General features: G+C 36.9%; 13 protein-coding genes. 4 read left to right on the forward strand and 9 right to left on the reverse strand.

Translation table 11 applies throughout. The features are described 5' to 3' along the window. Positions 1 to 144 precede the first annotated feature (144 nt). Both JEM45_RS05355 and JEM45_RS05360 read left to right on the forward strand, forming a co-directional pair. A complete protein-coding gene (locus JEM45_RS05355; protein ID WP_026867696.1) occupies positions 145 to 1332 on the forward strand; it encodes an MFS transporter in 1188 nt (395 codons plus the stop codon). A gap of 84 nt (positions 1333 to 1416) precedes the next feature. Further along, positions 1417 to 1677, forward strand: a complete 261-nt coding sequence (locus tag JEM45_RS05360; RefSeq protein WP_026867697.1) for a GlsB/YeaQ/YmgE family stress response membrane protein — start codon at positions 1417 to 1419, stop codon at positions 1675 to 1677. Between the two features lie 114 nt (positions 1678 to 1791). Here the strand turns inward: JEM45_RS05360 and JEM45_RS05365 are convergent, their stop codons facing one another. The 7 genes from JEM45_RS05365 to JEM45_RS05395 form a co-directional block, all read right to left on the reverse strand. Next, positions 1792 to 3522 carry an ABC transporter ATP-binding protein gene (locus JEM45_RS05365; RefSeq protein WP_166627280.1) on the reverse strand — a complete coding sequence of 577 codons (1731 nt, stop codon included), beginning with the start codon at positions 3520 to 3522 and terminating at the stop codon, positions 1792 to 1794. A 3-nt stretch (positions 3523 to 3525) separates the two neighbouring features. Then, positions 3526 to 5256: an ABC transporter ATP-binding protein gene (locus JEM45_RS05370; RefSeq protein ID WP_198687043.1), complete on the reverse strand. Its 1731-nt coding sequence runs from the start codon at positions 5254 to 5256 to the stop codon at positions 3526 to 3528. Positions 5257 to 5577: 321 nt separating this feature from the next. Beyond that, positions 5578 to 5985, reverse strand: coding sequence for a hypothetical protein (locus tag JEM45_RS05375; RefSeq protein WP_026867700.1), 408 nt, complete (start codon positions 5983 to 5985; stop codon positions 5578 to 5580). 55 nt (positions 5986 to 6040) lie between these two features. Next, positions 6041 to 6511, reverse strand: coding sequence for a hypothetical protein (locus JEM45_RS05380; RefSeq protein ID WP_217623501.1), 471 nt, complete (start codon positions 6509 to 6511; stop codon positions 6041 to 6043). Beyond that, on the reverse strand, positions 6465 to 7766 hold the full coding sequence (locus tag JEM45_RS05385) for an acetamidase/formamidase family protein (protein WP_198687044.1): 1302 nt from the start codon (positions 7764 to 7766) through the stop codon (positions 6465 to 6467). The genes JEM45_RS05380 and JEM45_RS05385 overlap by 47 nt, the downstream gene beginning before the upstream one ends. A gap of 241 nt (positions 7767 to 8007) precedes the next feature. Continuing rightward, positions 8008 to 8370: an MFS transporter gene (locus JEM45_RS05390; RefSeq protein ID WP_051220595.1), complete on the reverse strand. Its 363-nt coding sequence runs from the start codon at positions 8368 to 8370 to the stop codon at positions 8008 to 8010. Positions 8371 to 8413: 43 nt separating this feature from the next. Next, entirely contained in the window at positions 8414 to 8638 is a 225-nt protein-coding gene (locus JEM45_RS05395; protein WP_026867704.1) for a hypothetical protein, read from the reverse strand. A gap of 77 nt (positions 8639 to 8715) precedes the next feature. Between JEM45_RS05395 and JEM45_RS05400 the strand changes: the two genes are divergently transcribed. Continuing rightward, the gene (locus JEM45_RS05400) at positions 8716 to 9192 is read left to right on the forward strand and encodes a hypothetical protein (protein ID WP_026867705.1); all 477 of its coding nucleotides are present in this window, start codon (positions 8716 to 8718) and stop codon (positions 9190 to 9192) included. Here the strand turns inward: JEM45_RS05400 and JEM45_RS05405 are convergent. After that, entirely contained in the window at positions 9189 to 10067 is an 879-nt protein-coding gene (locus JEM45_RS05405; RefSeq protein WP_026867706.1) for a LysR family transcriptional regulator, read from the reverse strand. The genes JEM45_RS05400 and JEM45_RS05405 overlap by 4 nt on opposite strands. A gap of 126 nt (positions 10068 to 10193) precedes the next feature. Between JEM45_RS05405 and JEM45_RS05410 the strand changes: the two genes are divergently transcribed. Beyond that, positions 10194 to 11426: an MFS transporter gene (locus JEM45_RS05410; protein ID WP_198687045.1), complete on the forward strand. Its 1233-nt coding sequence runs from the start codon at positions 10194 to 10196 to the stop codon at positions 11424 to 11426. A gap of 119 nt (positions 11427 to 11545) precedes the next feature. Here JEM45_RS05410 and JEM45_RS05415 read toward each other — a convergent pair whose 3' ends face one another. Then, positions 11546 to 12667: a 5-methyltetrahydropteroyltriglutamate--homocysteine S-methyltransferase gene (locus tag JEM45_RS05415; RefSeq protein WP_198687046.1), complete on the reverse strand. Its 1122-nt coding sequence runs from the start codon at positions 12665 to 12667 to the stop codon at positions 11546 to 11548. Between the last annotated feature and the right edge of the window lie 17 nt (positions 12668 to 12684).

Raw genomic sequence — 12684 nt, forward strand, 5'->3', positions numbered from 1 at the left:
AAATCTGTTATTTTCTAATAATATCATATCAGACATCATTTAAATATTAGAATCAGTAACTAGTCGGATGTAATCATTCATCCATTAGTGTAAACTATGTAGTTAATAAGAATTTTAACTTTAAATTAGAATAGAAGGTTTAATATGACAAATGATAAGCCAAGAATTTGGACTCGTGATTTTATCATCATTGTATTTGCAAACTTTTTTATATTTACATCTTTTCAAATGACCTTACCTACGTTGCCACTTTACGTTCAAGAGATTAGTAATTCAAATACGTGGGTTGGCTTAATTGTAGGTATCTTCACTTTTTCTGCGCTAATAATTAGGCCCTTTGGTGGTAACTTATTGGATACAAGTGGACGTGCGCCAGTCTTTCTAGGCGGACTGTTGATTCTCGTTATTTCTTTGTATTCGCTCGCAATCAGCACTACGATTCTACTTTTAGTCATTGTGAGGGTTGTTCAAGGTGTGGGATGGGGATTATCCAATACTGCATCTGGTACTATCGCGTCTGACCTTGTACCTAAAGAACGTCGGGGTGAAGGCTTAGGTTACTTCGGCTTAAGTGGTAACCTTGCACTAGCAATCGGACCTGCATTCGGTCTATTTTTAGTCAATCATATTGAGTTCTCTACCCTATTTATGATCTGTGGTTCCTTAACACTGCTTGCCTTAATTTTGGCATTGAATATCAAGTACAAAAAAGCTGCACCAGTAACAAAAACAGATTACGAGGGAAAAACTCTACCAAAAGAACGCATGAAGTTCTTTGAAAAACGTGCCTTACCCGCTTCATCCCTACTGTTTTTTATTACATTTACGTTCGGTGGAATCGCAACATTTTTACCAGCCTATTCATTCCAACAAGGTCTGCCTTCATATGCCATACAGCTATATTTTGTCATCTATGCAATTTCCTTAGTCGCGACACGATTATTCGCTGGACGTATCTATGACCGCCGTGGGTTGGCAATTGTCTTTATACCAGGTTCAGTAATGATTATTATCGGCTTAATCTTCTTAGCTATTTTACAAAACGAAATGTTCCTTTATATAGGCGCTATATTTTATGGATTAGGATTTGGAACGATTCAACCCGCCTTACAAGCGTCAGCAATCAATACAACCCCACCAGAAAAAAGAGGTATGGCTAACGCGACCTTCTTCTCTGCTTTTGATTTAGGCGTTGGGCTCGGTGCAATGACATTTGGACTCGTTGCAGAGTTCATTGGGTACAGTTCAATATATTGGATTAGTGCAACAAGTGCGGCACTCGCTCTAGGACTATACTTTATTTTACGACTTAACAATAAATTCACTTCATAATTCAAAGAAATGTTTACAAGTCTTTGTTATTGGAAATATATGACTAGAAACAGTTTTTACTTTTTTAATAGGAGGAATTTAGTTATGGGTTGGTTATGGACATTAATAGTTGGCGGTATTCTCGGTTGGTTAGCTGGACTAATCATAAGTAAAGACGTACCGTTCGGTATTATCGGTAACATTATTGCAGGACTTATCGGTGCATCTATCGGTAATGCAATTGGTTTAGACTTCGGACCCACTCTAGGCGGAATGAGCATCATTGGTACATTAGCTGGTGCGATTATTCTAATTCTAGTGGTTTCATTTATCTTTAACTTGTTAAAAGGTAACAAGAAGGCTTAATGAAAGACTCACACCATGATTTGATTTATAAGTAGGTCTCGGGCAATCTGTCTAACCTGTTAAAAATATGTATTGAAAAACCATGGGGAGAATATTCTCCCCATGGTTTTTCTTTTATCCCATCTGCATTTCATACATTTTGCTATAGGTGCCTTGTTGCTGAATGAGTGCGCTATGATTACCTCGCTCTTTGATTACCCCGTTATCCAGTAAAATGATCTGATCTGCGTGTTGAATCGTTGATAGTCTATGCGCAATGATAAAGGTTGTTCTGTTGTGACTCACAACCTTCATGGCATATTGAATCATCTGTTCGGTTTCTGAGTCTATATTACTCGTTGCTTCATCTAAAACAAGTACTTGTGGATTAAACGCTAACGCACGTGCAAAAGATATAAGCTGCCTTTCTCCGAGCGATAGTGTTGCGCCGCGTTCTGTTAGTTCAGAGTGAATACCATTATCTAATTTACTTAAAAGATTCTCTCCTCCGACATCAATTAATGCTTTCTTAGCACTTTCTTCACTAATGTCCTTATTATTCAAACGAATGTTATACAAAAGCGATCCACTATAAATAAATGGATCTTGTAGAACGATGGACATAAACTTACGGAGTGATTTTTTATCGATATCGATAGTATTTCTATCATCAAAGTAAATACCACCTGAAGTCGGGTCATAAAATCGCATCAATAGATTGATAATGGAGCTTTTCCCGGATCCAGTGTGACCGACTAAGGCGACTGTTTCTCCTTGGCTCACATCGATGTTAATGTTTTTTAGGACATCTCTTTTGCCATCGTAGGAGAAGTTCACATTTCTAAAGTGAATGTTCCCCTTAAATTCCTCTAAGTCGTCGCCTGTATTTTCTTCTACTTCAGCATCCAATAATTCAAATACTTTGTTAGCCGCTACTCGAGCTTGTTCATAAACACTTAGTTGATTAACGATATTGAATAAGGGGTTAAAGAACCGCGTAATATAATCAACTAAGAGATACATCGTCCCCACTGTTAAAACTGTTGATTCGCTTAAATAGACTGATGCGAATATATAGACGAGTATGGCGAAAACGATAGAGCGAATGTTATTTGCTAAGTTATCTCCAGTTAAACTTTCGAGTTGTATTAGACCCTTTGTACTCTTGTAATAGTCATCATTAATCGCTTCAAATTCATCAGCGATTTGTTCTTGACGATTGAAAACTTGAATAATCGGCATGCCATTGATGGACTCATTAATCATAGCATTCATTTCACTGTTCTTCTCTCGTCTGATGTGGTTGTTATCATTAGAATATTTTTTATAAAGCATACCCCAAACAATAATAATCGGCATAAATATGAGCATCACTATACCTGTCCAAGTGTTGATGAAGAATACAACTGTCACTATACTACCGATCGTTAGGATACTTGCCATAAACATCGGAATCACCGATGTGAACAGTTCTAAAATCGATTCGGTATCGTTCGTAATGCGTGCAACCACCTTACCTGCTGGTAGGTTATCAAAATATTTAATGGGTAGGCGTTGGACGTGACCGAAGACTTCCTTCCTCATCTTTTGAATGGCTTTAGAACCGGCTGTCGCTAGTAAAATCTGTGCAAAAAATGTAGTGATTGCATGGATAATCTTCAAGCCCATAAATAGTGCAATTAAATATAAAATCGGCTCTAAAATGATATTGCCTTCTCCTAATTTTATATGTTCGTCAATAATTCTCGCTGCAATCAATGGACCGACTAATTCAAAAGCTGTCATCAGAATCATCAATATGACTCCAGAAAAAAAGATACCTTTAAAGCTTAGAATATATGGAAACAATCGTTTTAGTTCAGTCATCCCTCAGACACCTCCCTTGATGTAGTAGTGGTTTTGTTCTTTATACCAGCCTTCTCTTTTAGACAATTCTTCATGCGTACCTTCTTGTGCTATACGTCCATTTTCAAGGACGATAATTTTATCCGCATGGTGGACAGCTGACAATCGATGCGTCACGATAATGGTTGTTTTTCCTTGACGTTTCTCTCGAATGTGATTGATAATTCTTTGCTCAGTTCTTGCATCCACTGCACTTAAGGCGTCGTCCAAAATTAAGATATCTGGATTCTTAATCAAACTTCTCGCAATTGAAATTCTCTGTTTTTGTCCTCCACTTAAGGAGACCCCTTTCTCCCCAACAAGCGTATCTAGACCATCTGGCATGCGTTTAAGATCTTCATCAAAAGCACTTAACTCAATCGCCTGTTGTAATTCCTCATCAGTGGCATCTGGTTTACCAAAGAGAATATTTTCCTTTACAGTTCTTGAAAACAGTATGTTTTCCTGGGAAACGTAACCGAGCTTATCTCTTAACTTATCTCTGTCGAGTTCTGAGACATTTAAACCATCAATAATTAGATCCCCACTACCTTCAGGGTAAATTCTTAGTAATTGTTTAATAAAAGTCGACTTCCCACTGCCAGTCTTACCAACAATACCAAGTGTTTCTCCCTTGTTAAGCTCGACTGTTATATCCTCTAAATTGTTATGCTTTGATAGCGGATATTTAAAAGTAACATTATTAAAACTAAACTCTGGCGTTTCAACCACTTTCATTCCTTCGTAGTCGAGTACATCTTTTTCATCTAAAACTTGTTGGATACGGTCGTAAGAAGCATTTCCTCGCTCCATTACATTAAACAACATACCAAGTGCATACATTGGCCAAATTAGCATATTTAAATAGACGTTAAAGGTAATGAGCTGGCCAACAGAAATGGATCCATTATTAACCAAGACTGCACCGTAACCAAATGAAATCGCTATGCTGAGTGAGACTACTAAAATCGTTAACGGCTGAAAGAAAGCATCTAGTTTTTCCACTTTCATATACTTCTTTAAATAATTTTCCGTCAACTGATGAAAACGTCCCGCTTCTTGTGTCTCTTGAACGTAACTTCGTGTTAAGCGGACACCTTCCACTACTTCTAAGACTGCATCATTCATAACGCCAAAGGATTCTTGTGCGGTCTTATGATTCTTATTTATTTTCTTTCCAAGACGTTTCTCTAAAATCGCTAATAATGGTAAAGGCAAGAGCGCAAAAAATGTCAGTGGCCAACTGATGCTAAAGCCCATCACTAAGACGATCGTTAGTAAGAAAGTCGTCGCATCGAGTAAAGTAATGACACCAAAGCCTGTCGACATATATATCGTCTTCAAGTCATTAGTTGATTTCGCCATCAGATCTCCGGTCTTATTCTTCTCATAAAAACTTGGAGAAAATGCGAGGAATTTCTTCATTAAACGACTTCTTAAAATATTTTCAATTTTTATGGCACCTTCAAATAAGAGAAATCCCCAGAAATAAGTACCAGCATAAGATAAAATAATGACCAATAAGAAAACAATGATAATTTGCCACATTAATGTTTGTGTCATTGTGTCGTTGTTAATAAGATCAATTGTTCGGCCGATCAATTGCGGGGGAATGATGTCGAGTAAATTTGACATCATTAGTAATACAAAAATAACAATGTATCGTTTTTTGTTCTCCCGAATGTACCAGCCAATTTTCTTGATGTAACTAAACATAATTTGTACCCCCAAATATCCCTCTGTTTAAATCACTTACACCCTCTCTTGACAAAAAAAGCGCGCACTATTATTGTGCACGCTAAAAAACTGCATAAAAATAGAGAGGGGTCTCCTCTCTATTTCATATATTTATAGTTTTAGAAATTACCTTTATAAAATGTGAAATACAGAGGTTTGCATATGTTTTTGTGAAATTAATAATGGTTCATTCGTTCTTAATTTCATAATGCCTTACCTCCTTTTAGAATTTGTCACAATTTCATCATAATTTAAATATTTACACATTTCAAGGGAATTTTCTAAAAATTATATAAGATATTACTTATTCGGTTTTACAGTGACGCCACCAGGTTCATTTGACAATACCCAGTTTGCAGAAAGTACATTTTCTAAGTCTGCCACTTGGTCTTTACTTAGTTCCAGACCAGAAATAGTGAACTCATCGACTTGGTAATCTTCATCTGCAAATTTACCAAACTTCATTTTGATTAGATTTTTTAATCCGTTGAATGTTAAGAATTTAACCTTGTAACCGTCGTTGACGATAGAATCAAAATCAGCATTCTTACTCAATTCAACCAAAGCATCAAAGTCCATATTCTCTTTGATGGCTTTAAATTCTTCTATTTCTCCAGCTTTAATATTGTTAATAATTGTTTCATTATCAACGCCATTCCCTTTCAAGGTTTCAATAGCGTATGCTTCCATCAAAGTAATAGATTCCATAGTGTGATGTGCCTCCTAGAAATGTTTACCCCATTATAGCATTTTTAGTGTGAAATTAAGACGTAGGTGGCTCAGGTAAATTGAACAGGAATAGATTTTTTAAACCAAGTAGTCTCCTTATTTTATTACTTATGTCCCGATGTCCTTCAAATACTGGTCCAGATAACTCAACTCTAGCAAGATCATCAAAATTAATATCCATGACCCAGACAGGTACATCAGTCACTTCAACACTACAACTATTTGTGGATAAGAACTCTTGCTCTATCAATGTCATTATACTTTCTGCAGTTGCCTTCGATACTTTATAATATTCTTGAGCTAAGCAAGGATTTTTTTCAGAATAACTTGCTAGTCCGTAATATCTGAGCCAAACTCTACCGTTATTTGAAATGGTAATTTTCTGGATATGAAGTTCTTCTGAATCTGGTAATACACCCCAACCAAAGTCACTAGATTCTATTCTAATTGTTTTAATTTTATTCATAGTAACTTTGTACGATGTCTGCAAGTTTTGATTGTTCAAGTAGAGTCACTGGAACAAGGAAGGTCACTGTCACCACACCTGGGTTTCTACCGATATCAATTGCTCCAGTAATGGTTGCTCTATTCATAACTTCTGGAACATCAATTTCAAGTAATTTGGCAGCTCTCTCTAAGCCATTAGACGTTGCATCATTAAGCGTTGCACCACTACCAACAAATGACAATGGATAAGATTTTTCTAAGTTATCAATTCCCCATTGTAGGGCTAGTTTATCCGCTTTAAGTAGCTCCTCATCAGAAAATGGCTTAGCGACAGGTGGTAGATCCTCTACCAAAGGTAATAAAATCGGGCCATCAATGTTTATATCCTTTAATACCTTAACTTTAAGATCAACAATACCCGCGACATCAGTAGTGTGGCCAGCAATTTCACCGTTTCCTTGCATAGCATGCATATCACCTAAATACACACCACCACCTTCAACTTTTACAGGACAAATAATAATTGCCCCTTCTCTCATTCTATTTATATCCATATGACCATCCGTACGGTCTTCAAGTTCCTCAACGGTTTTGGAATATTCATGAGGTGCATCGATTAAAAACTGTCCAAAATCACCAGCATTATGTGAATCTGGAAATGGAGATGCCGGTACAGTACCGAGTTGACCTAAAAATGGAATCACACGTGCAAGCGCGCCGACAATATCATGTGGTGCAAAGGTAACTACAGGATTTTGAATAGAATTCTCAGGTGTATTCATATAACTTTTAGATTCTTCAGCAACTTTCTCAGCAGCATCTTTATTTAAGGTGATTCCTAACGTTTTATCGTCATCAAAAGCCATAGTATAAGCATTCGAAAATGTAAACGGAGTGACATCCTCACCACATTCCGCACACTTAATAGCGCCCTGACCGATACCATCTATCACAGTTTTTGGATTCTTCGAACCACAATTTGGACATATACCAGCAACAAACGGATCACCGTTGAAGCGGCCTTCCATTGGTTTATCATTACCAGAAGCAGTGACGGTTGATGTCACACGAATTGAGTTAATTTTTATGGCAATCGCATCACCAACTTCAGCACCTTCAACAAAAACAGGTTTTGTTACTTCGTGGCCACCCTTTAGTTCTGGAGTAATCATTGGTCCCCAACAACCCGGTGCGGTATTTGCAACAATCGTTCCCTTATCCTTAACAAAGTACGACATTTCTTGAGTCGGATCTAAAACACCATCGGTAAACTTATCCACGTAAACAGTCTGCTTAAAATTACGGTTTGTCATTTAATCAGCTCCTTATTCACTATTATACTGATTTGAATTATATTATCTAACTTTTCAGTTATTTTTAGAGGATAAAAATATCTGTGGTAGCAATAGATTATTTTTTAAGTTTGAGGGTCAACGGCGAAGTAGTGTTAGACTCTGGAACGATCTGAAGGTCAACACCGAAATGACATTAGACCCCAAAACGCTCTGAAGGTCAACGGCAATTCACCGTTGACCTCTCTATCATAATCCCTATTTAAACTAAGCCTTCTACATCTGCTTTCTTATGACTTTTTGTAAGAATCATAGTAAATATGAGTGCGATCAATGCGATGACAAATATAATCGTCATCACCATAGACACACCGTAAATATCTGCAACTTTCCCAAGTACTGGTGCGAACACGCCACCTGCACTGACTGATAGTCCTAAAGTGACTCCGGAGGCTAGCCCGACTCTGTTTGGTAAATATTGTTGGCCCAGCACAACCAATGAACTATACGGCATAAAGATTAAGAAGCCTGTAATCATAATCATCATGGCCGACAGTATAAATGATTCTGTAACTGATAAAATAAACAGCACTGGTACAATCAACACAAAGCTGTATTGAATCACTTTCAGATAGCCGACTCGATCTGCGATTCTACCGCTTCTTTTCCTATTTCTTTTGTCTAACTAGATGCTCTAGGGTTTTTTCATACTCCTGACGCTGACACATGGTCAAATCCCTATCCTCTAATCTCTCTTTTGCCACTTGGATATTACGGTCTAACTTTTCTTGATCCACTTCTTCACTGTAAGCACCATTTTTCTTTTGCTTACGCTTGTCCATCAAATCTCTCAACAATCTTAGTGAAGTCATGCCTGGTAATGATTTTTTCATAATGATCCCTCCATGTATAAGACAGTTCAACTAGGGTATAAGTATATTAATTCAGTGCATTTAGGAGGTTCTACCTTATGCAAATTGTTCTTGCCCTAATTTTTATATTGTGTGCCTATCCAATTATAAGACTTTTAATTTATATGCCGTTTAAAAACTATTTTAAAGGTAATACAAACAAACCTATAATCTATACTTTACTCACTTGTATCATAATCGCAATTGTTCTACTTAGTATTGCTTATTTAAATACAGGTTTTCCTATTGAACATGGTAGTTTAAACCGCTTAAGTCAAAATTACATCTATATATTTCCAGTGCTCATTGTGCTTGCAATTATTAGTTCGATTTTTCTACTTGTCCAAAATCGTTCAAAATCTACTGAAGTTAGTCAGCAGGAACTACCTATGGAAACTAAAGACGAATCTTCTACACCCACATCATCAAAAGATGAACCTAGTCTTGAAAATATGTTTCTAATTATACTCTTAATCGGGATTGGTATTTTCATCCTATTTGTCGGCTATTTCGTTTGGGCCATATACAACACTTAAATATATTCATTTAACACTTCTATAAAATTTTGAGCTGCTTTTGAAAGCCGATGATCTTTTAACCAGATTAAGCCGATGTCTCCAGTGAGCTCGGCTTCTTCTTGTATTTTGTGGACATGTACTGGGTACTCTTTATATAAATAAATCAGTGATTCTGGAACGATGGCAACTCCAAAATTACTTGATACAAGCTGCATCATCAATTTCAAATCTGAAAACTCAGCAATAACATTGGGTTCAATCTTAGCCTTTGAAAAGGCTTCATGTATGGAATAGTAAACACCTAACCCTTTGATACTCGGCAACACCAGTGGATATTGACTGATTTCTTCTAAGGTGACTTCCTCATCAAACAACCGTTCATCTGTTGAAGTAACAACATAAAATGATTCACTGTGTAAGTGATGTAAGGTAAAATCATCAATCTCTAATGGCAACCGAACCAAAGCCATTTCAACTTCTCTTTGCTTTAATAGATAACAGAGTAGAGATGATTCATTTTGATGTATTTTATATGTGATTTTAGGATACTTTTTCTTATATTCATGAAAGACAGTATCTAAATTTGCTAAAGAAAATGTGTTGATACCAATAGAAAGTTTACCATCGACACCACTGCCAACATCTCTCACTTCAATTTTTGCTTCTTCTAGCATTTGAGTAATCTCAAGTGCGTACTTGTATAAGGTCTTTCCTTCCTCAGTTAATTCTAGAAATTTTCCGCTTCTTTCAAATAATATTTCTCCGACTGATGTTTCTAAATTTTTCAATTGCTGACTCAAAGGCGGCTGTGACATATAAAGCTTTTTGGCCGCTGCAGAGATCTGTTTTTCATCTGCAATGACAAGGAAATAACGTAATTGTCTAATGTCCATTAATACACCTCATGTATATGAAAAAAGTTGGTAAAACTAATTTTATTAATATTTTATGTATATTAATCTTAATGGTATCATATTAGTTATTGTAATTTATACCAAATATGGCTGGGGGAAAAATGATTGAAAAACTTGTACAATCGAAATACTTTAATATTATTGTTTGTCATTGCAGCTGTTTCCATTAACCTACGTTTAGGTATAACATCTATCGGGCCATTAATGGATACGCTAAAAGAGTCCTTAAATTTATCTAGTACACAGGCGAGTCTTTTAACGACAGTACCTGTGTTATGTATGGGTATTTTTGCCTTACTTGCAACAGTACTCAACAAGACGCTCGGGTCAAAAATCACTTTATTATTAATGCTTTCCATCCTACTTATTTCTACATTAATCCGTGGTTTTTACACAGGATTTATAACTTTACTTATTTCTGCATTTTTTGTTGGTCTAGCAATTGCTGTCTTAGCGCCAACGCTATCATCTGTTATTAAAAAATACTTTCCAGGACATGCTGCCGTTGCGATCGGTATCTCTTCCTTCTTTATGAGCGCAGGTTCAGCAACCACAGCAGCTCTAACAGGGGCCTTTTATACAAGTATGGATTCATACCCATTCGCCTTAGCAATCTGGTCAGTATTCTCATTTTTAGCGATTATTGTCGTCTTATTTATTTACAAACCTGGTGCCCAAAACAACACGCCATCCCAAGCTGTGCCTGAACTTAAATATAATTTCCCGTCACCTTGGGTACAAAAAATGCCTTGGTTATTCATGTTATTCTATGCCTTACAAGCTGCCTTATATTTTTCTACATTAACATGGCTTGTACCTATGTCCGTAGATAATGGTATGTCAATGATTCAAGGTGGGATGTTACTCGCTGCAGTTATGGCTATGCAAGTCGTATTTAACCTACTATTCCCGATCTTGATGGAAAAATATCCTGCAAGAAGAAATTGGATATTCTTAATACTCGGTATCGGTGCCATTGCAACAGGATTATTCTGGACTGGAGATCATACATTAATGTGGATTGCTGCCTTTATGATGGGGATTCCATTAGGTGGACTCTATTCCGCAGCCATGATGTTACCATTAGATGAAACAGTTACCTCACAAGGTGCGAACTCATGGACTGCTATGATGCAAACCGGCGGATGTATCTTAGGCGGACTCTTCCCATTCGTAATCGGATGGATATTCGATATGACACATAACCATAATTACACAATGTCGATACTTTTAGGCTTATATGTGGTTGGTTTCTTGTTAATTACTGCAATTGGTAATAAAACTGAGAAGAATTATGATGATTATATTGTAAGAGACCCTGAGAATATCGCAGGTTAAGAGGATTGAATGAGCACGCCAACTTCTCATGTCCATCCTAGACAAATAGCCTTAAAACATAGATCACACAAACTAAAAGGACTGGGCCAATAATGGTCCAGTCCTTTACTATTATAGTATTATCCCCAAACTTCCTCAGCGATTTCTTTAACCAACTGAAGTTTAGCCCATTGTTCTTCTTCAGTCAGGTTATTTCCTTCTTCAGTCGATGCAAATCCACATTGTGGACTTAAGCATAATCTATCCTTACTAATGTATTTCGCAGCTTCTTCGATTCTTCCTTTAATTTCTTCTTTGTCCTCTAACTCAGGAATTTTTGAAGAGATTAATCCAAGGACGACTTGTTTGTCTCCACTTACTTTGGCTAATGATTCAAATCCACCTGCACGTTCTGTATCAAATTCCAAATAGTAACCTGCTACATTTTCTTTCCCGAATAATTCATCAGATACTTTGTCATATGCACCGGATGATGCCCAAGTTGAACGGTAATTACCACGGCAAACATGTGTAGTAATTGTAAGATTTTCAGGCTTCCCTTCAATGGCAGCATTGTTTAGATTCACATTTTTTTGGCTGAGTGATTCAACTGTGAAGTCGTCATTCATGTTCTTCCAGAAATTCTCATCGACGATCATGCCCCATGTGCAGTCATCAATTTGTAGGTTCGTACATCCAGCTGCTGATAATTCTTGTATAAATGTCTGATATGCATTCGCAATATCCTTCAAAAGGTCTTCTTCATTCGGGTAAAATTCTTCAGTCGCAGCCTTGTTTTCCGGACGGACAAGTTCTGCTAAAAACTGTGCTGGAGCTGGAATCGTCAGACGTGCAATGACATCGTCGTCAGCAAACTGCTGAACAAATTTAAAATGTTCGATAAATGGATGATTATCTCCACTAATCTTTCCTGTTAAACGTGCTGTCTCTGCTCTTGTTTCAACATCTGCGAACTTGTAACCTTGCTCAGCTTCGACTTTCTCTACACCGTTTAGCCCCCAAAAGAAATCTAAGTGCCACCAAGAACGACGAAACTCACCATCTGTGATTGCTTTTAGTCCAGCTGCTTTTTGTTTTTGTATTAAGTTTTCAATGACTTCATTTTCTACTTGTGTTAATTCATCTTGAGAAATTTCACCATTTTTGAAATCTTCGCGTGCGGCTTTTAATTTAACGGGACGTAAGAAACTCCCTACATTATCGAATTTAAATGGTGCTGTTTTAGTAGATGTTACTGTCATGACTAACCACTCCTTCA

This window comes from Jeotgalicoccus sp. ATCC 8456, assembly GCF_016313225.1.
GTDB classification, from domain to species: domain Bacteria; phylum Bacillota; class Bacilli; order Staphylococcales; family Salinicoccaceae; genus Jeotgalicoccus; species Jeotgalicoccus marinus.